Raw genomic sequence first — 20,895 nt, forward strand, 5'->3', positions numbered from 1 at the left:
GCGCAAGACGCTACGCCCGGCGACGATGCGGGCCGCGTAGCGGGGTGAGGCGCCGCCGGGCGAACGGCGACAGCACCGCCTCGTAGTGGCCGAGCAGTTCGTCGCAGATGACCGGCCAGCTGCGGCCGACCACGCTGCGCCGGGCGGCCGGCGCGTAGCGCGGCCGTTCGGCGATCAGGTGTGCGACGGCCTCGGGCAGCCGCGCCTCGAACTCGTTGACCCCCAACAGCAGACCCGTACGCCACGGAGTGACGAGGTCACGTGGGCCGCCGGCGTCGGGGGCGATGACCGGCAACCCCGACGCCAGCGCTTCCTGCACGACCTGACAAAACGTCTCGTGCTCACCGGGATGCACGAACACGTCCATGCTGGCGTACGCCGCGGCGAGCTCGTCGCCGTAGAGCGCACCCGTGAAAACCGCTGTCGGCATTGCCGATCGCAGCCTGTCGCGGTCGACACCGTCGCCCACGATGACGAGCTGCACCGCGTCGCCGGCGGCCAGACCGATGAGGCGCTCGACGTGTTTCTCCGGCGCGAGCCGGCCCACGAACCCGACGATGGGCTTGCCGTGCGGCGACCACCGTCGGCGCAGCGCCTCGTTGCGCGCCGACGGCGCAAACCGCAGCAAGTCAACGCCGCGCGCCCAGCGGTGCACCCGCGGAAATCGTTGGGCGACAAGCGATTCCATGGTCACACTGGACGGCGCCAGGGTGCGGTCGGCGAGGCCGTGCAGATGGCGGAACCAGGCCCACGCGGCCCGCGCCGTCATCGGAATGCCGTAGCTCGCCGCGAAACCCGGAACGTCGGTTTGATACACCGCGACCGTGGGCACCCCCAGCCACCGCGCCGCCCGTACCCCGCCATAGCCCAGCAGCGCCGGCGACGCCAGATGCACGACGTGGGGATCGAATCCGCGCAGCACGCTCACCAGCCGGGGCGTCGGCACGCCGAGCGGCAGCGTGGTCACCTTCGGAAACATCCGCGACGGCACCCGGTGAACGCGGATGCCGTCGTGAATGCGCTCCGCCCGGGGCTGGCCGGGGGGCGTGTCGGGGGCGATCACGAGGGCTTCGTGGCCCGTCCGGCGCAGGTGCTCGAGCACCCGGATCACCGAGTTGCTGACACCGTTGACTTCCGGCAGGAAAGATTCCGCGACGATGGCAACGCGCACATCACCACCGTGTCAGCACCGGCTGTCGGCAAGGTTGCCTCCGGGCATCCGTCACGCGAAATCTGCAGGTCCGGCACTTTCGGCGCGACGGTCCAGCCACTTGTCCAGCAGCGCCAGCAGTGCCAGGACGCCCGCCGCACCCAGCCAGCCCACCACCGCGATGGATCCCGCCGGGATGATCGCCAGCCCGGCGTTGCGATGCTGCACGCGGACCAGGTTGGGATCGTTCTTGTTGTACTCGACGTAGATCCGCATCCCGGTGGCCAGATGGGACGGGTAGAGCACACCGAGCTCGGGACGGTAGGTGACCCGCTCGGGCGTGACGAACTCGATGGTGGAGCGGCGCGGCCCGGCGCTGAGCACCTCCGCCTGCGCGACGCCCCTGTTGTGGGTGATCGCGAGGTCGTCGCGCCAGGCGCCGGCCACCAGCAGCATCGACTGCAACGTGACCAGGCCGGTGACGATCAGTACCGCGATCCGGGCCCACCGCAACACGACCCTGGCACGCGTTTTCGGCGGTTCGTCACTGCGTCCGTGAATCAGTATGTGCAGCAGAACCTTTGGAGATCTCGCCATCTACTCGCGCCTCATAGCGCCGCCTTGATGGCGGCGTGCAGTTGCCGCAGCGAAGACCGGTCCGCCTTGACTTCCAGCACCCGCATCCCGGCGCCGGGTTCGTCCAAGGCGGTGTGCAATTCGTCGACCTCGATCTGCCGGCTGTCCACGTGATACGCGCGGCACAGCGCCCCCACGTCGACGTCGTGCGGGGTTCCGAAAACCCGCGACGACACGTCGGAGAACCGCGGGTCGCCCTGCTCGAGCAGTTCGAAGATGCCGCCGCCGTTGTCGTTGGAGACCACGATGGTCAGGTGGCGCGGGGTGGGCTCGGTGGGGCCGATCAGCAGCCCGGAGCTGTCGTGCACGAACGTCAGATCGCCGATCAGCGCCACGGTGCGCGCCGGGCTGTCCGCGTCGCCGTCCCGTTCATGGGCGAGAGCCGCCCCGATCGCCGTGGACACGGTGCCGTCGATACCGGCGACCCCGCGGTTGGAGCGCACCCGGATGCCGTGGACGTCCAGACCGACCAGCGCGGCGTCGCGGACCGGGTTGGACGCCCCGAGCACCAGCTGGTCGCCGGGCCGCAGCGCGTCGGCCACGGCCGCCGCGACGTGCAGGCCGGTGGTCAGCGGATGCGCCGCGAGCTGGCCGCGCACCGCGGCGACCGCGTGCCGGTTCATCTCGGCGCAGCGGTGCAGCCACGCCGGGTCCGGCGACCCGGTGGTAACCGCCCGCGTGCCGGTGGCCTGCGAGTTCCCCGAGACGTCCGGCCAGCGAGGGCCGGTGGTCAGCGCGTACACCGGCACCTGGGGGTCGGCCAGCAGCGCCGACACCGGCCGGTGCAGGGTGGGGCGGCCGAGCATGATCACCTGCTTGGGCCGCAGCAAGGGCAGCGCCAGCGGGTGCAGCGGATTTTCCGGGGCCGGCGCCGTCGGCTCGGCGACGGTCGGCAGCTGCGCCAGCGCGGGGTGCGCGCCCGCGCCGTGGCCGGCGATGACGACGGTGTCGGGTGTGAGGTCGATTTCCAGCGGCTGGTCGAAGCTGACCGGCGGCGTGTAGGTCCACGGCTTCCCGTCAGGCCGCCCCTGCGGGATCACCGCGCCGCGGGGTTCGGGATCCGGCACCAGGGGTTCGCGCAGCGGGATGTCGAACTGCACGGGGCCGGCGTTGGCGGTGCGCGATCCGGTGGCGGCCGCCAGCACCCGGCAGGTGGCGGAGCGCCAGGTGGCGTTGAGCGCGTCCAGCCGCTCGGGGGCGTCCTCGGCCAGGCCCAGGCTGATGGCGGCCCGGACCTGGGTGCCGAAGTAGCCCAGCTGTTCCATGGTCTGGTTGGCCCCGGTGCCCAGCAATTCGTAGGGCCGGTTGGCCGACAGCACGATCAGCGGTACCCGCGCGTAGTTGGCCTCCACCACCGCCGGGCCAAGGTTGGCCACGGCGGTGCCGGACGTCATGGCGACGCACACCGGCGCGCCGGCGGCGATCGCCAGGCCGATCGCCAGATAGCCCGCGGTGCGCTCGTCGATGCGGACGTGCAGCCGGATCCGGCCGGAGGAGTCGGCGTCCTGCAGCGCGAAGGCGAGCGGGGCGTTCCGCGAACCGGGGCAAAGCACCACGTCGCGGACACCGCCGCGAATCAGCTCGTCGACGACGACGCGAGCCTGTGTCGTCGAGGGGTTCACTCCTACAGGGTGTCACAGCCGACTTACCGCACGCCCAACGTGGAGTAGTTGGGCACAGTCGCCGCGCTTTCGCCCGACAAGTCGACGTTGGGCGGTCTATCTCTTCTCGGCGAAGAACTTGAGCATCGCGGCGTTGACGGCGTCGGGCCGCTCGAAGAAGCCGAGGTGGCCGGTGTCGGGTATCTGCACGTAACGACCGTTGGGCAGCGCGTCCGCGACCTCCCGGCCCAGATAGGGCGGCGTCAGCACGTCGTCGGCGAAGCCGATCACCAGCACCGGCGTCGCGATGCTGCGGTAGGCCGACAACCGGCTCGTGTACGGCGCGACATCCAGCTGGGCGCGCGTACCCGGGGTGGACTTGACGGGCCAGGTGGAAAACATGGCGATCCAGTCGGCGACCGCGGTGTCGTCGTTGAGCGTCTTGCGGGAAAAGTTTTCCAGCAGGCGGATTTTCGCCTCGTAGGCGGCCGGCAGTATCACGCCGGCGTCGGACAGCTCGGCCTCGGCGTCGCGAAAGAACTGCCGCGCACGGTCCATGCGGCCGCGGGTACCCATCAGCACCGCCGCGCTGACCAGATCGGGCCGGGCGAGCATGAGTTCCTGGGTGATGAAGGCGCCCATCGACATTCCGACGATGCGGGCCGGGGCGGCGTTCAGCCCTTCGATCAGCGCGACGGTGTCGGCGACCATGGTTTGCGTCGAGAAGCCCTCCGCGTTCTCCGTGCCGCCGATCCCGCGATTGTCGAAAGTGATGACGCGGTATCCGGCCGCCAGAAACGCGGGGACTTGATAGGGGTGCCAGGTCCGTCCGGCACCGCCGTGGCCGGCGATAAAGACCACGGGCTCACCGGAGCCGCGGTCGTCGTAAGCCAGGTTGATCACCCGGACGACGGTACAAGCAGCGGATGGCACGCCGTGACCCGGTCGATCCACCACTGCCGCCGCTCCGGCGGTGCCGCCAGTGCGCGCAGCCGCTCCGGGTCGGGCGCGACGGGCCCGACCCGGAGGCAGCCGTCGACGGGTGCGGCGGTCTCGGCCACGTCTTCGGCGAACAGCCCGCCGGTGCCGAGCCCGCAGGCGTGCCGAAGCTGCGGCAGCGCCGCCGCGGCGGTCAGGCCCGCGGCGATTCCCACCGCCGAGTCCAGCGCGCTGGAGACCACGACGGGGACGTCGATCTGGTCGGCGATGGTGAGCATGGCCGAAATCCCGCCCAGCGGAGCGACTTTGAGCACCGCGATGTCGGCGGCGCCGGCGCGGACCACGGCCAGCGGGTCGTCGGCCTTGCGGATGCTTTCGTCGGCGGCGATCGGCACGTCGACCCGTCGCCGCAATTCGGCGAGTTCGCCGACCGTCGCGCAGGGTTGTTCGAGGTACTCCAGCGGGCCGTCCGCGGTCAGCGCGGAGGCGGCGGTGACCGCCTGCTCGACGCTCCAGCCGCCGTTGGCGTCCACCCGCACGATCGGCACCCGTGCACGCACGGCGTTCACCCGGGCGACGTCGTCGGCCAGCGTCTGCCCGGGCTCGGCGACCTTCACCTTGGCCGTCCCGGTCCCCGGAAAGCGGGCCAGGATCTCGCCCACCTGGGCGGCGGGCACGGCGGGCACGGTGGCGTTGATCGGGATGCGTTCGCGGCGCGCCGGCGGCGGCTCCCGGTAGGCGGCTTCGATTCCGGAGGCCAGCCAGTGCGCGGCCTCGGGCGGGCCGTATTCGACGAAAGCCCCGAATTCCCCCCACCCGGCGGGGCCCTCGATCAACGCGACTTCGCGGGTGGTGATGCCGCGAAACCGCACCCGCATGGGCAGCGCCACCACGTGCAGGCGGTCCAGTAGATCCTCTAAAGGCGGCCTCACGCGCTGTAGACCCGGCGCCCGGCCAGATACGTCGCACGGATCTCCAGGTCGGCGATCCGCTCGGGCGGCACGGTTCGCGGATCGGCGGAGAGCACCACCAGGTCGGCGTACTTGCCGACCTCCAGCGAGCCGATCACGTCGTCGGCGAACAGCTGCCAGGCGGCGTCGATGGTTTGCGCGCGGATCGCCTGCTCGACCGTCAACCGCTCCTCGGGCGCGAGCACCCGGCCGCTGGGTGCGGTGCGGGTCGCGGCGACGCTGATGTTGCGCAGCGGCTCCTCGGGCGTGACCGGCGGGTCGTTGTGCAGCGAGATCCGCATGCCGGTGGCCACCGCGGATCCCGCTGGCATCCAACGGGTTCCGCGCTCCTCGCCGAACAGGCCGTCGACGATGACGTCGCCCCAGTAGTGGATCTGGTCGACGAAGATGCTGCAGGTGACGCCGAGGTCGGCGGCGCGCCGCAGCTGCTCGGGCCGGATCGCGCCGACGTGCTCGAGCCGCAGCCGGTGGTCGTCGCGCGGATGGTGGCGCAGCGCCTCTTCGTAGACGTCGAGGATGGTGTCCACACCGGCGTCGCCCTGCACGTGGCAGGCCATCGGCCAGCCCAGCGGGAAGTAGGCGCCGACGATCTCGCGTAGCTGCTCGGCGGTGTAGTTGGCGTGCCCGCACGAACCCGGGGTGACGCCGATGATCCGGGTGGCGTCGGTGTCCAGGTAGGGAAACGACAGGTCGATGTTGCCGATCCACGGCGACCCGTCGACCCAGATCTTGATGCCGACCTGGCGCAGCATGTCGTCGCCCTCGCCGGGCGTGGCCTCGGTGGACATCTGCGGGTTGGAGATCTCGTAGGTGCGCAACCGCACCGTCAGCTGCCCGCGCAGGCGTTCGACCAGCGGCCGGAACCCGGGGTCGAACGCCATCTCCGAGCAGGTGGTCAACCCGGCACGGTTGAGCCGAGCGCACTCGGCGAGCAGCATCCGCGGGTAGTCGGCGACGTCGATGGCGCCGCCGAGCAGCGGGAACACCGCGCCGGTCTCCTCGGCGGTGCCGTCGAGCTCACCGTGGGCGTCGCGGCCGAACCTGGCGCCCTTGGGGTCGGGGGTGTCGCGGTTCAGGCCGTGCAGCCGGGCGGCGCGCGAGTTGAAGTAGGCCTTGTGCCCCGAGTTGTGGATGATCACCAGCGGGCCGTCGGGCGCGATGCCGTCGAGCCAGCTCAGCGTCGGTTCCGGAAGGCCGCTCTGCAGCAGCGGATCCCAGCCGTTGAGGTAGGCGCCGTCGGATCCACGTCGGGCGACCTCGGAGCGCACCGCCTCGACAACGTCGTCGCCGCTGCGCATCGTCACCGGACGGATGTCGACGAGACGGTCCGACAGCGCGACGGCCTCCATCAGCGGATGGCCGTGTGCCTCAACGAATCCCGGCATGACGCAGCCGTCGCCGACGTCGACGGTCTGGGTGTTCGGGCCGATGAGGCCGGCGACGTCGGAGCGGGTGCCCACGGCAATGATGCGGCCGCCGGCGACGGCGAGCGCCTCGGCGGTGGGCCGGGCGTCGTCGACGGTCAATACGGTTCCGGTAACGACGAGTTCTGCCTGCGCCATGTGCACGGATGCTATCGGTCCGAGGGCGCGGCTGACCTAAATTGCAACACGTTCTAGTCTGGCCTGATGAGTGACGATCTGTTGCGCAACCCGACCCATAACGGCCATCTGCTGGTGGGCGCGCTCAAGCGCCACAAGGACAAGCCGGTGTTGTTCCTCGGCGACACCACGCTGACCGGTGGTCAGATGGCCGAGCGGATCAGCCAGTACATCCAGGCGTTCGAGGCGCTGGGTGCGGGCACCGGTGTGGCGGTCGGGCTGCTGTCGCTCAACCGTCCCGAGGTGCTGTTGATCATCGGCGCCGGCCAGACCCGCGGCTACCGGCGCACCGCCTTGCATCCGCTGGGCTCGCTCGACGACCACGCCTATGTGCTGAACGACGCCGGCATCAGCTCGCTGATCATCGACCCCAACCCGATGTTCGTCGAGCGGGCGCTGGCCCTGCTGGAGAAGGTGCCGGGGCTCCAGCAGATCCTCACCATCGGCCCGGTGCCCGCGGCGCTGAACGGGGTCGCCGTCGACCTGGCGGCCGAGGCGGCCAAATACGACCCGCAGCCGCTGGCCGCCGCGGACCTGCCGCCGGATCAGGTCATCGGGCTGACCTACACCGGCGGCACCACCGGCAAGCCCAAGGGCGTGATGGGCACCGCGCAGTCGATCTCTTCCATGACCCAGATCCAGCTCAGCGAGTGGGAGTGGCCGGAGGAGCCGCGGTTCTTGATGATCACCCCGCTGTCGCACGCGGGCGCGGCCTATTTCCTGCCCACCCTGATCAAGGGCGGCGAAATGCACGTGCTGCCCAAGTTCGACCCCGCCGGTGTACTGAAAACCATTGAGGAGAAGCGTATTACGGCCACATTCCTGGTGCCGTCGATGCTGTATGCGCTGATGGACCACCCGGATTCGCACACCCGCGACCTGTCGTCGCTGCAGACCGTCTATTACGGCGCGTCGGCGATCAACCCGGTGCGCCTCGCCGAGGCGATCCGCCGGTTCGGCAAGATCTTCGCCCAGAACTACGGGCAGTCCGAGGCGCCGATGGCCATCACCTACCTGGCCAAGGGTGAGCACGACGAGAAGCGGCTCACCTCGTGTGGACGCCCGACGCTGTTCGCGCGGGTGGCGCTGCTGGGCGAGGACGGTAAGCCGGTTCCCCAGGGCGAGCCGGGCGAAATCTGTGTCAGCGGACCGCTTTTGGCCGGTGGCTACTGGAATCTGCCGGAGGCGACGGCTGAGACATTCCGCGATGGATGGCTGCACACCGGCGACATGGCCCGCGAGGATTCCGACGGCTTCTACTACATCGTCGACCGGGTCAAGGACATGATCGTCACCGGCGGCTTCAACGTCTTTCCCCGCGAGGTGGAGGACGTGGTCGCCGAGCACCCGGCCGTCGCGCAGGTGTGCGTGGTCGGCGCGCCGGACGAGAAGTGGGGCGAGGCCGTCACCGCGGTGGTGGTGCTGCGCGCCGACGCGTCCCGCGATGACGCGGCGATCGAGACGATGACCGCCGAGATCCAGGCAGCGGTCAAGGACCGCAAGGGGTCGGTGCAGTCGCCCAAGCGGGTGGTGATCGCCGACTCGCTGCCGTTGACCGGGCTGGGCAAGCCGGACAAGAAGGCCGTGCGGGCGCGGTTCTGGGAGGGCGCCGGCCGCGCGGTGGGCTAGTTTCTGCTCGAGTGTGACACAGCAGTCACGTTCGAGACCCAGCGTGACTGTGCTGTCCCGTTCGACGGGCCGACAGGTAACGTCGCTGCCTATGGGAAGCGGCAAACGCGTCCGGCCACCGTGGTGGCTGAAACCGGCGAACAAGGTCTTCATCCGGATGTCGCGGCTGGGAATGAGTTTCGGCGGCGAGAGCCCGGTCGTGTTGACCGTGCGCGGCCGCAACTCCGGCGCCCCGCGATCGACCCCGGTGACGCCGATGACGGTGGACGGCAAGCGGTACGTCGTCGCCGGATTCCCGGGCGCGGACTGGGTGGCCAACGCGCGGGCCGCCCAGCAGGCGACGATCGCCCGCGGCCGGCACGCCGAGCGGGTGCGAATGGCCGAGTTGTCCCCCGACGACGCGCGGCCGATCCTGCGGGCCTTCCCGGCCGAGGTGCCCACCGGCGTCGGTTTCATGAAGCGGGCGGGGCTTGTCGCGCACGGCCGTCCCGAGGAGTTCGAGGCGCTGGCCGGCCGCTGCGCGGTATTTCGGCTCGACCCGATATAGGAGTTGAACGGCTTTGAGTGACAACCCATTTGATGCGCACGCCTGGCGCGTGGTCGACGGCTACCACGACCTGACCGACATCACCTATCACCGGCACGTCGACGACGCCACGGTGCGGGTGGCGTTCAACCGGCCCGAGGTGCGCAACGCGTTTCGCCCGCACACCGTCGACGAGCTCTACCGGGTGCTCGACCACGCCCGGATGTCCCCCGACATCGGCGTGGTGTTGGTGACCGGCAACGGCCCCTCCCCCAAGGACGGCGGCTGGGCATTTTGTTCCGGTGGGGATCAGCGCATCCGCGGGCGCAGCGGCTACCAGTACGCCAGCGGCGAGACCGCGGACACCGTCGACACCGCGCGGGCCGGGCGGCTTCACATCCTCGAGGTCCAGCGGCTGATCCGGTTCATGCCCAAGGTGGTCATCTGCCTGGTCAACGGGTGGGCGGCCGGCGGCGGGCACAGCCTGCACGCGGTCTGCGACCTCACCCTGGCCAGCCGCGAGCACGCCCGCTTCAAGCAGACCGACGCCGACGTCGGCAGCTTCGACGGCGGTTACGGCAGCGCCTATCTGGCCCGCCAGGTGGGCCAGAAGTTCGCCCGCGAGATCTTCTTTTTGGGCCGCGCCTACACCGCCGAGCAGATGCACCACATGGGCGCAGTCAACGAGGTCGTCGATCACGCCGACCTCGAACGCGTCGGTGTCCAGTGGGCGCGCGAGATCAACGCCAAATCCCCTCAGGCGCAACGCATGCTGAAGTTCGCGTTCAACCTGCTCGACGACGGGCTGGTGGGCCAGCAGCTGTTCGCGGGTGAGGCCACCCGGCTGGCGTACATGACCGACGAGGCCGTCGAGGGCCGCGACGCCTTCCTGGAAAAGCGGGACCCCGACTGGAGCCGGTTTCCCCGGTACTTCTGAGGCCGCCCGCCCGCCTAGACTCGCGTCCCGTGAGCAAGAGTCCGCTTCGACGGTTGACCGACCAGCTGGTGCTGGCCACCATGCGGCCACCCATGGCCCCGCAAGTGCTGGTCAACCGGCCGCTGATCAAGCCGATCGACCTGGCGGGAAAGCGCATCCTGATCACCGGGGCGTCGTCGGGGATCGGCGAGGCCGCGGCCGAGCAGTTCGCCCGCCAACGGGCCACGGTGGTCGTCGTCGCTCGGCGCCAAGAGCTGCTGGACGCGCTGGCCGAGCGGATCACCACGGCCGGCGGTGACGCCATGGCGATCGCCTGCGACATCTCGGACATGGACGCCGTCGACGCGCTGGTCGCCGACGTCGAGGAACGGCTCGGCGGGGTCGACATCCTGATCAACAACGCCGGCCGGTCCATCCGCCGGCCGCTGGCCGAGTCGCTGGAACGCTGGCACGACGTCGAGCGGACCATGGTGCTCAACTACTACGCGCCGCTGCGGCTGATCCGCGGCCTGGCGCCGGGGATGATCGAGCGCGGCGACGGCCACATCATCAATGTCTCGACGTGGGGGGTGCTCTCGGAGGCATCGCCGCTGTTCGCGGTGTACAACGCGTCGAAGGCCGCGCTATCGACGGTGAGCCGCGTCATCGAAACGGAGTGGGGCGAGCGGGGTGTGCACTCCACGGCGCTGTACTACCCGCTGGTGGCCACCCCGATGATCGCGCCGACGAAGGCCTACCAGGGCATGCCCGCGTTGACGCCGGAAGAGGCCGGCGAGTGGATGATCACCGCCGCCCGCACCCGGCCGGTGCGCATCGCACCGCGGATGGCGATCGCCGCCAAGGCGCTGGACACCTTCGGCCCGCGCTGGGTCAACGCCATGATGCAGCGCCAAAGTATCCAGCCCAACCGCGAGAGCGATAGCTGACCCGGCCCGCGCGACCGGCCTGTCAAACAGGCACTGTGATAGACACGAGGCTATGGAAATCCTGGCCAGCCGGATGCTGCTCCGGCCGGCGGACTATCAGCAGTCACTGGCCTTCTATCGCGACCAGATCGGCCTGGCGATAGCCCGTGAATACGGCGGCGGCACAGTGTTTTTCGCGGGGCAGTCACTGCTGGAACTCGCCGGATACGGCTCCCCGGACCACTCCCGCGGCCCGTTCCCGGGGGCGCTGTGGCTGCAGGTCCGCGACATCGAGGCGACCCAGGCCGAGCTGCGCGGCCGCGGGGTGGCGATCGCCCGCGAGGCACGCCAGGAACCGTGGGGCCTGCACGAGATGCACGTGCTGGACCCCGACGGGATCACGCTCATCTTCATTCAGATCCCCGCGGACCATCCGTTGCGCCGCGACACCCGAGGCGAATGACGGGGAGATTCCGGTTAACCCAGAGGTAACATCTGGCGACGACTCGAGGTAAACCCGCGTTTCGGGTCACGCCGCATTCGACAATGGATCGCCCCTACCACCAGAATCAGGCGCTGTGAACATCCAATTGTTCCTCTTGATCATTGTCGTAATCACTGCTCTGGCTTTCGATTTCACCAATGGCTTCCATGACACGGGCAACGCGATGGCGACCTCGATCGCCAGTGGCGCACTCAAGCCCAAAACGGCGGTCTTGCTCTCTGCGGCACTGAATCTGGTGGGCGCGTTCATGTCCACCGCCGTCGCCGCCACGATCGCCAAAGGCCTGATCGACTCCAACATCGTGACGCTGGAGCTGGTGTTCGCCGGCCTGGTCGGCGGTGTCGTCTGGAACCTGCTGACCTGGCTCCTCGGTATCCCTTCGAGTTCATCGCACGCCTTGATCGGCGGCATCGTCGGCGCCACGATCGCCGCGGTCGGCGTGCACGGGGTGATCTGGAAGGGCGTGATGTCCAAGGCCATCATCCCGGCCGTCGTCTCGGCGATCCTGGCCATCTTGATCGGCGCGGTCGCCACCTGGCTGGTGTACCGGATCACCCGCGGTGTCCCGAAAGCGCGCACCGAAGCGGGTTTCCGGCGCGGCCAGATCGGTTCGGCGTCGCTGGTTTCGCTCGCACACGGCACCAACGACGCGCAGAAGACGATGGGCATCATCTTCCTGGCGCTGATCTCCTACGGCTCGGTCAGCAAGACCGCCACCATGCCGCCGCTGTGGGTGATCGTGAGCTGCGCGCTGGCGATGGCGACCGGCACGTACCTCGGGGGGTGGCGCATCATCCGCACCTTGGGCAAGGGCCTGGTCGAAATCCAGTCGCCGCAGGGCATGGCGGCCGAGTCCTCCTCGGCCGCGGTGATCCTGCTGTCCGCCCACTTCGGCTACGCGCTGTCGACCACCCAGGTGTGCACCGGTTCGGTGCTGGGCAGTGGGCTCGGCAAGCCCGGCGGCGAGGTCCGCTGGGGTGTCGCCGGCCGCATGGGGGTGGCCTGGCTGGTGACCCTCCCGCTGGCCGGGTTGGTCGGCGCCCTCACCTATGGGATCGTGCACCTGATCGGTGGTTATCCGGGTGCGATCGTCGGCTTCGCGCTGCTGGCCGCGGTCTCGGCGACCATCTACGTCCGGTCGCGCAAGGTCAAGGTCGACCACAACAACGTCAACGCCGAATGGAAGGGCGACCTGACCAGCGGGCTGGACGCGGCCGACGGCCGGCACCCGCCCACGGACGACGGACCCACGGCCGGCCGGTACGACACCGACGACCCCTCGCTCAAAGCGAGCGCCTCGTGAGTCACATCGACGACTGGTTCAACTACCAAGCCAGCTTGAAGATTCTGCTCTTCGCCATGCTGGCCGGCGCCGCCCTGCCGGGACTGTTCGCCTTCGGGATCCGGCTGCAGTCCGCGGGTGCCGGCGACATCGACTCCGGCGGCGCCACCAACGGCGCCGCCCCCCGGCGCAAGCCGATGCTGACCGCGCTGGCGTGGGCGATCTACGCGCTGGTCATCGCGGTGGTCATGCTGGCCTTGCTCTACATTGCCCGGGACTTCATCGCCCACCACACCGGCTACCCGGTCCTCGGAGCGAGGCCCAAGTAGCATCGATCGATGCCCACCGAGTCGGCGAACCGGATGCCGGGGAGAGCTGTATCCGCGTGAACGGATTTCTCAATTCCATTGTTTCGTGGCTCCGCGCGGGCTATCCCGAGGGCGTCCCACCCACCGACACCTTCCCGGTGCTCGCGCTGCTGGCCCGCCGGTTGTCCAACGACGAGGCCAAGGAGGTGGCTCGCGAGCTCGTCCGGCGCGGCGAGTTCGACGACGTCGACATCGGCGTGCTGATCACCCAGATCACCGACGAGCTGCCGTCACCGGAGGACATCGAGCGGGTACGGGTTCGATTGGCGGCCCAGGGCTGGCCGTTCGACGACGCCGACCAGGCCGGGGATCCCGCATAGCCGTACTGCGCGCGCTGCACGTCCCGCCGGGCTGGGCGGCCGCGACGCTGTTGCCCGCCCTGGAACGGGTGCTGCAGGGACGCGACCCCGCACTGGTGGCGCTGGCCGACGATCGCGAGTCGGAAGCGCTGCGAGTGGGGCTGCGGGTAGGGGAAGCCATCGACGACGACGTGGCCCTGGTGGCGGCGACGTCGGGAACCACCGGTACACCCAAGGGGGCCATGCTGACCGCCGCCGCCCTGCAGGCCAGCGCGGCGGCCACCCACGACCGTCTCGGCGGGCCGGGCAGCTGGCTGCTCGCCCTGCCGCCACACCACATCGCCGGGCTGCAGGTGCTGGTCCGCAGCGTGCTCGCCGGCACGGCACCGGGCGAGATAGACGTCTCGGCAGGATTTGATGTCACCGAATTACCGCGTGCCATAAGTGTTTTGGGCTCGGGTCGGCGATACACCTCGCTGGTTGCCGCGCAGTTGGCGAAGGCGCTCACCGAGCCGGCGGCCGCGGCCTCACTTGCCGAACTCGATGCCGTGCTGCTCGGCGGCGGACCCGCCCCGCGGCCGGTCCTGGACGCCGCGGCCGCCGCCGGCATCACCGTGGTCCGCACCTACGGCATGAGCGAGACCGCCGGAGGGTGCGTGTACGACGGTGCCCCGCTGGACGGCGTGCGGCTACGGGTGGCCGACGGGCGCATCGTCATCGGGGGCGCGACGGTGGCCAAGGGCTACCGCAACCCGGTCGACCCCGACCCGTTCGCCGAGCCCGGCTGGTTCAGGACCGACGATCTCGGCGCCATCGACGACCAGGGGGTGCTCACCGTCCTGGGCCGTGCCGACGACGCGATCAGCACGGGCGGGCTGACCGTACTGCCGCAACCGGTCGAGGCGGCGCTGTGCACCCACCCGGCCGTGAGCGATTGCGCCGTGTTCGGGCTGCCCGACGAACGCCTGGGGCGACGGGTGGCCGCCGCGATCGTGGTGCGCGACGGTTGCGCGGCGCCGAGCCTGGATGCGCTGCGCGCGCAGGTGACCCGCACCTTGGACGCCACCGCCGCGCCGCGCGAGATGCACATCGTCGACGCGCTGCCGCGCCACGGTATCGGCAAGGTCGACCGCGCGGCGTTGGTGCGCCGCTTCGCCGGCGCGAGCGATCAATAGGCTGTTCGTCCGTGAGGCTCGCTCGACGGGAGGCAGCGCGGGTCGCGGTCGCGGTCGCGGCCGGGGCGGCGCTGGTGGCGGCGGCGTTCGTGCTGCCGCGGATCAACACGGGCGTCCGGCCGCGCCTCGATGTCGGGCCGGAAAAATTCGCCACCCACGCCGGAGCCGCGCCGATCTTCGGCGAGTGGCTGATCCACGCCGGCTGGGGAACCGGGCCGGCCATCGCCTTGGCCGTCGCCGCCATAGCCTGGGGGCCTGTTCTGGCGCAACGCCTTTCGTGGCGGGCACTGACGATGGGCAGCTGGGCCGTCGCCGGCGGATGGGCGTTCGCGCTGGCGATGATCGACGGCTGGCAGCGCGGCTTCGCCGGCCGGCTGACCACCCGGGACGAATACCTGTCGCAGGTGCCGAGCATCACCGACATCCCGGCCGCGCTGCGCACCTTCTCCAGCCGGATCGTGGACTACCAACCGGACTCGTGGACCACCCACGTGTCGGGGCACCCGCCCGGTGCGCTGCTGACGTTCGTCTGGCTGGACCGGATCGGCCTGCACGGCGGCGCCTGGGCCGGGCTGCTGTGCCTGGCGGTCGGCTCGAGCGCGGCGGCCGCTGTGGTGATCGCCGTGCGAGCGCTGGCCGACGAGCCGACGGCGCGACGGGCCGCCCCGTTCGTCGTGCTGGCGCCGACGGCGATCTGGGTGGCGGTCTCCGCCGACGGCTACTTCGCCGGGGTGGCCGCGTGGGGCATCGCGCTGCTGGCCGTGGCGGTGCACCGCCCGGTCCGGTTCCCCGCCCTGACGGCGGCCGGGGCCGGGCTGCTGCTGGGCTGGGGCGTGTTCTGTAACTACGGCCTGATGTTGATGGGGCTGCCGGCGTTGGCGGTGCTGGCGTCCGCCCAAAAACCCCCGGGCAACCGCTGGGGCCGGTGGCGCGCGATCCTGCGGGCCGTGGGTCCGGCGGCGCTGGCCGCGATCGCGGTGGCGGTGGCCTTCGCTATCGCGGGATTCTCCTGGTTCGACGGCTATCACCTTGTGCAACAACGCTATTGGCAGGGAATCGCCAAAGACCGGCCATTTCAATATTGGAGCTGGGCCAACCTGGCGTGCGTGGTGTGCGCGATCGGGTTGGGCGGTGTCGCCGGGCTCGCCCGGGTGTTCGACTGGGCCGCCATCCGCCGTCGATCCGGTTTTCACCTGTTGTTGTTGGGCGTGCTGGCCGCCATCGTGTGCGCGGACCTGAGCATGCTCAGCAAGGCCGAGGTGGAACGCATCTGGTTGCCGTTCACCATCTGGCTCACCGCGGCGGCCGCACTGCTGCCGGTGCGGTCGCACCGGATCTGGCTGGCGCTCAACACCGTCGGCGCCGCGGCCCTCAACACGGTCATCTTGACGAACTGGTAGGGACGGCTACAGGCCGGCCGCGCGGGTAACCCGCGTGAAGCGGCTGTCGGGTCCGCAGGCCTCGCGCACCACCGCGACATCGCCGGCGACGTCGACGTCGGCCAGCGTTGGCACCGTCGTGACGTCGATACCGTTGTCGCGCAACGCCTTCAACGTCATCTCCCCGGTGTCGGGTTCCGACATCGCAACGGTGCGCAGGCACCGGGCCATCGCCGGCGCGCCCACGCCCAGCACCCACCAGCCGCCGTCGCGGGCCAGCCCGAGCACCGCCGGCGCCTCGAGCAGCCGCCGCGCGCAACCGGTCAACAGATCGCCGGTCACCTGGGGGGTGTCCATCCCGATTTGCAGCACCGGCAGCCCGTCCGACGATGCGTCGGCGTGCGCGTTGGCAAGCCGGACTCCAAAGTCCTTGCCGCGCTGGGTGATCACGGTGAAGGACGCCAGCCGCTCTCGAATATCGGCCCCACTCGCGGCGCCGTCCAGTTCCCCGGTGAGCGCCACCACCCGCGCGGCCACCGGCGCTGCGGCCACCGCGTCCAGCGTGTCGAGCAGCGCGGCGGCGGCGATCTCGGCCGCGACCCGGTCACCGACGGTCGCCGCGAGCCGCGTCTTGGCCCGGCCCGGCTCGGGCGCCTTGGCCACCACCAGCAGGGTCACCGGCAGCACGGTCACGAGATCGCCTTCCAGAAGTCGAGGATCGCGGTGATGCTGCCCCGCAGCGATCCGCTGACCTTCGATTTGCCGCCCGTGCGCGGGCCGTAACTGACGTCGAGTTCGACGACGCGCCAACCGGCGGCCGCGGCGCGCACCATGAGTTCCAGCGGATAACCCGATCGCCGGTCGGCGACGCCCAGCCCCAGCAGCGCCTCGCGCCGGGCCACTCGCATCGGCGCGATGTCGTGCACCGGCAGGCCGTGGCGGGTGCGCAGCCGCCAGCTCATGACGACCGTGCCCACGCGGGCCACCCACGGCCAGCGCAGCCCGGGCACCGGCCGGCGCCGGCCGGCCACCAGGTCGGCACCCTGCTCGAGCGCGGCGACCAGCCGTGGCAAGTCGCCGCCATCCATCGAGCCGTCGGCGTCGATCACCGCCACGATCGGGGTCGTCGCGGCCAGCACGCCCGCATGCACGGCCGAGCCGTACCCGGCCCGCTGTTCGGTGACGACCTGGGCGCCGTGGCGCCGCGCGACCCCGGCGGTGTCGTCGGTGCTGTTGTTGTCGACCACCAGCGCCCGGTAGCCGGCGGGAATGGCGGCCAGCACCGCCGGCAGCGACTCCTCCTCGTTGAGGCAGGGCAGGACCACCGTGACCAGGCCGTCGGTGTCGGGCACCCGTCAGAACCCGTGGCGGGGGCGGGGTTCCTGCGGGAACAGCGGCTGCTGCGAATTGGTCGGGGGCGCGGTCTGCTGGGTGTTTGTCTGCGTCGGCGCCTGGGTGGTTGCCTTGGTGCTCGGCGGCGAATACGTCGTGGTCGGCGGCGAATACGTGGTCGTCGGGGGCGAATACGTCGTCGTCGGCGGCGAGTATGTCGTCGTCGGGGGCGAATACGTGGTCGTCGGCGGCGAGTATGTCGTGGTCGGCGGCGAATACGTGGTCGTCGGGGGTGAATACGTCGTGGTCGGCGGCTCGGAAGGGGTGGTCGACGGCGTGGAGGGCGGCGTCGGATTATAGGGCGGGTTGTAGGGCGGTTGCCACCCAGGGATCGGGATGGGAATCGGAATGGGAACCGGCACAATAGGATTGGGGTGCGGTGCCCAACCCGGATTGGGTACCACACCGGGGTTGACCGGGGCCTCGGGAACGGCCGGCGTGCCCCCTCCAGACGGAGGGGCTACCGGCCCGGAGTTGGGAGCCGGGACGGTACCGCCCTGGAATCCGGCGTTGGGCTGGTCGGCCGGGGGCGGCGGCAACGGCGCCTGCTGCTGGCTCGGCAGGATCGGCATGAACTTGCCCGGAGTGCCGTTCTGGACGCCCACCACCGGCTGCTGGCTGGCGGTCGGGCGAACGGCGACCGCGATCGCGGTGGCCAGCGACGCCAATCCGATGACCGCGAAGGCGACCACCGCGTTGCCGATCACCAACGATCGCGGCGACAGCTTCGACGGCGCGGCCTCGTCGACATCGGCGTCGCCACCGAATTCGGGACCGTAGTCGTAGTCGTCGAACTCGGGGTCGTACTCGTCCATCTCGCCCGGATAGACCCCGCCCTCGTCGGCCATCGAGTACGCCAGCTGCGGTTCCTCGGCCTCCGGCGCCGGCACGACCGTCGTCTCATCCCCGGTGAGCCCCGCCGCGGGTGCCATCGCGGTCGCATCCCCGACGGCGGGCGCCATCGCGGTGGCGTCACCGGTCAAACCGGCCACCGGTGCCATGGCCGTCGCAGCCCCGGCGGCGGGCGCCGCCGCGGCGATCGCGGCGCCGCGGGCGAGCGCAAACGTGGGGTCGTCGGCGACCTGCACCCGCATGGTCGACGCGTCGCGAAGTTCATCGGCGACCCGATTGAGGTCGGGCGAGGCACCCAGGAGATAAACCTCCCCCGGCGCATCCGGATCGGTGCGCAGGTTCGCCATCATCGTCTGGAAGGCGCCGGTCACATTGCCCCCCGAGGCGCCGGCCAGTGACTCCGTGGCCAACACCGTCGGCGGCGCGTCGGGGTCGCCGCCGCCCGAACCCACCACCGACAGGGTGGCCGTCGCGTCGTCCATCACCAGCGCCGCGCCGGGCCGCCCGGCCGCGCGCATCAGGGCGGCCACCGCCTGCGACTCCGAGAGCACCGCGACGTTGTGAACGCCCGAATCCTCCAGCGCCCGGCGCAACTGGTCGGCCCGCGGATCGCCGGTCCAGCACAGCCGGGTGCCGACCAACCGGTGGTTCTCGTCGGCCAGCAGCCGATTGGTTCCGACCACGGTCTCGGTGAGCGTGCCGACCGGATTGTCAGCGAGGTCGACGACGGATTGGTCGATCACGTCGGCCCCCTGCGCGCCCGGCCCGAGAAGCGCCAAGCGGGCGACGGGGCCGGTGACCGCAACCCCCAAAACGACGTCCATCCCGCTTCTCCTTCACCCCGGCTACCCCGCAACCAGCAATGTCCCGGCATCATTACACTTGCGATACCGTCGGCAGTACTCAGTTATTCGGCGACAAGGTTCGCCTACTAGCGCAGCGTAACCAGCTTTTCGAACGACAGGACGGTCGCCGCGGAATCATCTCCGCCCCGCGGCCGGTCTCAGCCACTGCCACGGCGTCCGAACGGAGAGGGCATGGTGAGCCAGAGTAGCGACGACACACCGACCGGCCCCATCGGCGGCCAGGTCCAGCAGGCGCCCGCGGCACGCATCATCCGCCCGCACGCCACCGGCGGCACACCGGCCGCCTCCGGGGGGACGGGGCGGCGCCGGCCCATCGTCAGCGACCTGACCGCGGTGGCACTGCTCGTCGTCGCGGTGTTCCTGCCGTGGAATCTGTACTTCGGCGTCGGGATTCCCGACAGCAGCCCGGCCCTGTTCGCGGTGCTGCTCGCGGTGACGGTGCTGGCCGTCGCCGCCGTCGCCGTGGCCGGTTCCTGGAGGTCGGCCGGCGCGCGGTTCAACCCGGCCTCCGCGGCCCGGCTTCGGTTGGCGCTCAACGTCCCCTACCTACTGCTGGTGCTCGCCTTCGTCGGGTTCGACGCGTACGAGACCGTCCGGTTCGGCGGCACGGTCACCGTGCCGGGCGGTGTGGGGCCGGGGGCCTGGGCCGGCATCGCCGGCGCGCTGCTGAGCGCCCAGGCGGTACCGGCCGGGCCGGTGCCGGCGGGCGATGAGTACACCGGTTGGCATCGATCCGCCCGGATCATCGGCTCGGTGTCGATGCTCGCGGCGGTGCTCAGCTTCGGTTTCAACCTGTACTGGCGGGTGCGCTACGCGCTGCAAAGCACCGGCGGCGCCGCGGAATTCGGCAAGCAGAACATCGCGGTGATCGCCACCGCGGTGGTGTACGGGGCGGTCGCGCTGGTCGCGGTCGTGGTCGCCTCCCGGTGGCTGCTGCAGCGCAGCAGGGCGAGCCGGCTGACCACCGTCGCGCTCGGCGCGTCGACGGTGGTCGCGGGGATCCTGGTGTGGATCCTGCCCGCGGGTCGCGACATCGACGCGTTCCATGGCATCGCACAGAACACCTCGACCGCCGGGGTCGGGTTCGAGGGCTACCTGGCGTGGGCGGCCGGGGCGGCCATCTTCGCGCCGCGAGCCCTGTTCGGTCACCGGAACCCGTCGCCGGCGGAGGAATCCGCTTGGCGGGCCATGATCCGAAATGGCTTGCTGCTCATCGCCGTTTGGGCCGTGGGGTCGATCGCGATGAGGATCACCGACCTTGCCGTCGGCATCACCCTGGACTATCCGTTCTCCCGGTACGACAGCCTCGTGCTGGCCGCGTTCGATCTGGTGACCGCCGTTCTGGCGATCTGGCTGCGCCGCAGCCTGGCCAACCTCTCCGCGCGACTGGTCACATCGCTGTGCGGACTGGTCGCCGCCCTCAGCGTCGCCCGCGTGGTCGTCGGCGTCGTGCTGGCGCCGCGGTTCGCGGAATCGCCCAATTCGCCTGCGCGACACCCGGTCTACGGCAACGATCTCGCCCAGCAGATCACCAGCACCTTCGATGTGACGCTGTGCGGGCTGGCCCTGGGCATCCTGGTCGCCGCCATGGTTGCCGGGCAGCTGAGCGGGCGACGCCTGGCTCGTCGCGCCGCGCACAAACGCGCGGCCGACGCGAACGCGGCGGCACCGACGACCCGGGTTCGAGTGGGCCAGGCCGCCGTGCCGTCGGCCGCGGCAACCACCCGTATCCCTGCCGGGGGCCCCGGCACGGAGGACGACCCACCCACCGCGGAGATACCCCCACTCGCCGGCGCACCCAGGATCTTCCGCGGCGACGACTCCGGAACGGGGCAGATACCGGTTCGGGGGCCCCAGATCTACCGCCCGCCGCAGACCTAGA

General features: G+C 70.7%; 20 protein-coding genes. 11 read left to right on the forward strand and 9 right to left on the reverse strand.

What is annotated here, in order from left to right:
- Window positions 1-10: 10 nt before the first annotated feature.
- The 6 genes from EPN51_RS01185 to EPN51_RS01210 all read right to left on the reverse strand — a co-directional run bounded on the left by EPN51_RS01185 (window position 11) and on the right by EPN51_RS01210 (window position 6,859).
- Window positions 11-1,171: a glycosyltransferase family 1 protein gene (locus EPN51_RS01185; protein WP_293035135.1), complete on the reverse strand. Its 1,161-nt coding sequence runs from the start codon at window positions 1,169-1,171 to the stop codon at window positions 11-13.
- A 51-nt stretch (window positions 1,172-1,222) separates the two neighbouring features.
- Complete coding sequence (locus tag EPN51_RS01190) at window positions 1,223-1,747, reverse strand: DUF3592 domain-containing protein (RefSeq protein ID WP_293035137.1); 525 nt, start codon at window positions 1,745-1,747, stop codon at window positions 1,223-1,225.
- 11 nt (window positions 1,748-1,758) lie between these two features.
- Window positions 1,759-3,408, reverse strand: a complete 1,650-nt coding sequence (gene menD / locus EPN51_RS01195) for a 2-succinyl-5-enolpyruvyl-6-hydroxy-3-cyclohexene-1-carboxylic-acid synthase (protein ID WP_293035139.1) — start codon at window positions 3,406-3,408, stop codon at window positions 1,759-1,761.
- 96 nt (window positions 3,409-3,504) lie between these two features.
- Window positions 3,505-4,290 carry an alpha/beta hydrolase gene (locus EPN51_RS01200; protein WP_293035140.1) on the reverse strand — a complete coding sequence of 262 codons (786 nt, stop codon included), beginning with the start codon at window positions 4,288-4,290 and terminating at the stop codon, window positions 3,505-3,507.
- Complete coding sequence (locus EPN51_RS01205) at window positions 4,287-5,258, reverse strand: o-succinylbenzoate synthase (protein ID WP_293035141.1); 972 nt, start codon at window positions 5,256-5,258, stop codon at window positions 4,287-4,289. The genes EPN51_RS01200 and EPN51_RS01205 overlap by 4 nt, the downstream gene beginning before the upstream one ends.
- The gene (locus EPN51_RS01210) at window positions 5,255-6,859 is read right to left on the reverse strand and encodes an amidohydrolase (RefSeq protein WP_293035142.1); all 1,605 of its coding nucleotides are present in this window, start codon (window positions 6,857-6,859) and stop codon (window positions 5,255-5,257) included. Before EPN51_RS01210 ends, EPN51_RS01205 begins: the two co-directional genes overlap by 4 nt.
- A gap of 66 nt (window positions 6,860-6,925) precedes the next feature.
- Here EPN51_RS01210 and fadD8 point away from each other — a divergent pair, with 66 nt between their 5' ends.
- From fadD8 to EPN51_RS01260, 10 genes are all read left to right on the forward strand, one after another.
- Window positions 6,926-8,527, forward strand: coding sequence for a fatty-acid--CoA ligase FadD8 (fadD8, locus tag EPN51_RS01215; RefSeq protein WP_293035144.1), 1,602 nt, complete (start codon window positions 6,926-6,928; stop codon window positions 8,525-8,527).
- Between the two features lie 91 nt (window positions 8,528-8,618).
- Window positions 8,619-9,074 (forward strand): nitroreductase family deazaflavin-dependent oxidoreductase, encoded by a 456-nt coding sequence (locus EPN51_RS01220; protein WP_293035146.1) that lies wholly within the window; start codon window positions 8,619-8,621, stop codon window positions 9,072-9,074.
- 13 nt (window positions 9,075-9,087) lie between these two features.
- Window positions 9,088-9,990 (forward strand): 1,4-dihydroxy-2-naphthoyl-CoA synthase, encoded by a 903-nt coding sequence (locus tag EPN51_RS01225; RefSeq protein ID WP_293035148.1) that lies wholly within the window; start codon window positions 9,088-9,090, stop codon window positions 9,988-9,990.
- 29 nt (window positions 9,991-10,019) lie between these two features.
- Complete coding sequence (locus tag EPN51_RS01230) at window positions 10,020-10,916, forward strand: SDR family oxidoreductase (RefSeq protein ID WP_293035150.1); 897 nt, start codon at window positions 10,020-10,022, stop codon at window positions 10,914-10,916.
- A 52-nt stretch (window positions 10,917-10,968) separates the two neighbouring features.
- Window positions 10,969-11,358 carry a VOC family protein gene (locus tag EPN51_RS01235; RefSeq protein WP_293035152.1) on the forward strand — a complete coding sequence of 130 codons (390 nt, stop codon included), beginning with the start codon at window positions 10,969-10,971 and terminating at the stop codon, window positions 11,356-11,358.
- Window positions 11,359-11,473: 115 nt separating this feature from the next.
- Complete coding sequence (locus EPN51_RS01240; RefSeq protein WP_293035154.1) at window positions 11,474-12,703, forward strand: inorganic phosphate transporter; 1,230 nt, start codon at window positions 11,474-11,476, stop codon at window positions 12,701-12,703.
- Window positions 12,700-13,011, forward strand: coding sequence for a hypothetical protein (locus EPN51_RS01245; protein WP_293035156.1), 312 nt, complete (start codon window positions 12,700-12,702; stop codon window positions 13,009-13,011). The genes EPN51_RS01240 and EPN51_RS01245 overlap by 4 nt, the downstream gene beginning before the upstream one ends.
- 56 nt (window positions 13,012-13,067) lie before the next feature.
- Window positions 13,068-13,370, forward strand: coding sequence for a DUF3349 domain-containing protein (locus tag EPN51_RS01250; protein ID WP_293035158.1), 303 nt, complete (start codon window positions 13,068-13,070; stop codon window positions 13,368-13,370).
- Window positions 13,371-13,438: 68 nt separating this feature from the next.
- Window positions 13,439-14,524, forward strand: coding sequence for an o-succinylbenzoate--CoA ligase (gene menE, locus EPN51_RS01255; RefSeq protein ID WP_293035425.1), 1,086 nt, complete (start codon window positions 13,439-13,441; stop codon window positions 14,522-14,524).
- 11 nt (window positions 14,525-14,535) lie between these two features.
- The gene (locus tag EPN51_RS01260; protein WP_293035160.1) at window positions 14,536-15,924 is read left to right on the forward strand and encodes a hypothetical protein; all 1,389 of its coding nucleotides are present in this window, start codon (window positions 14,536-14,538) and stop codon (window positions 15,922-15,924) included.
- 6 nt (window positions 15,925-15,930) lie between these two features.
- On the opposite strand, the gene EPN51_RS01265 is transcribed toward EPN51_RS01260, so the two are convergent.
- From EPN51_RS01265 to EPN51_RS01275, 3 genes are read right to left on the reverse strand one after another with little or no spacing between them, the layout of a single operon-like run.
- Window positions 15,931-16,596, reverse strand: a complete 666-nt coding sequence (locus tag EPN51_RS01265; RefSeq protein WP_293035162.1) for a DUF2064 domain-containing protein — start codon at window positions 16,594-16,596, stop codon at window positions 15,931-15,933.
- The gene (locus tag EPN51_RS01270; protein WP_293035164.1) at window positions 16,593-17,255 is read right to left on the reverse strand and encodes a glycosyltransferase family 2 protein; all 663 of its coding nucleotides are present in this window, start codon (window positions 17,253-17,255) and stop codon (window positions 16,593-16,595) included. Before EPN51_RS01270 ends, EPN51_RS01265 begins: the two co-directional genes overlap by 4 nt.
- Before the next feature lie 3 nt (window positions 17,256-17,258).
- Window positions 17,259-18,971: a hypothetical protein gene (locus EPN51_RS01275; protein WP_293035166.1), complete on the reverse strand. Its 1,713-nt coding sequence runs from the start codon at window positions 18,969-18,971 to the stop codon at window positions 17,259-17,261.
- Window positions 18,972-19,184: 213 nt separating this feature from the next.
- On the opposite strand from EPN51_RS01275, the gene EPN51_RS01280 reads away from it, so the two are divergent.
- Window positions 19,185-20,894: a hypothetical protein gene (locus tag EPN51_RS01280; protein ID WP_293035168.1), complete on the forward strand. Its 1,710-nt coding sequence runs from the start codon at window positions 19,185-19,187 to the stop codon at window positions 20,892-20,894.
- The last annotated feature ends 1 nt before the right edge of the window (window position 20,895 follow it).

The organism is Mycobacterium sp. (genome assembly GCF_004298145.1).
In the GTDB taxonomy this organism is placed as follows: domain Bacteria; phylum Actinomycetota; class Actinomycetes; order Mycobacteriales; family Mycobacteriaceae; genus Mycobacterium.

Bases quoted from the DNA above. Each gene is read 5' to 3' on its own strand.
- EPN51_RS01280 (WP_293035168.1), top strand. From the start codon at position 19,185: ATGGTGAGCCAGAGTAGCGACGACACACCGACCGGCCCCATCGGCGGC.
- EPN51_RS01235 (WP_293035152.1), top strand. From the start codon at position 10,969: ATGGAAATCCTGGCCAGCCGGATGCTGCTCCGGCCGGCGGACTATCAG.
- EPN51_RS01275 (WP_293035166.1), bottom strand. From the start codon at position 18,971: ATGGACGTCGTTTTGGGGGTTGCGGTCACCGGCCCCGTCGCCCGCTTG.
- fadD8 (WP_293035144.1), top strand. From the start codon at position 6,926: ATGAGTGACGATCTGTTGCGCAACCCGACCCATAACGGCCATCTGCTG.
- EPN51_RS01210 (WP_293035142.1), bottom strand. From the start codon at position 6,859: ATGGCGCAGGCAGAACTCGTCGTTACCGGAACCGTATTGACCGTCGAC.
- EPN51_RS01190 (WP_293035137.1), bottom strand. From the start codon at position 1,747: ATGGCGAGATCTCCAAAGGTTCTGCTGCACATACTGATTCACGGACGC.
- EPN51_RS01220 (WP_293035146.1), top strand. From the start codon at position 8,619: ATGGGAAGCGGCAAACGCGTCCGGCCACCGTGGTGGCTGAAACCGGCG.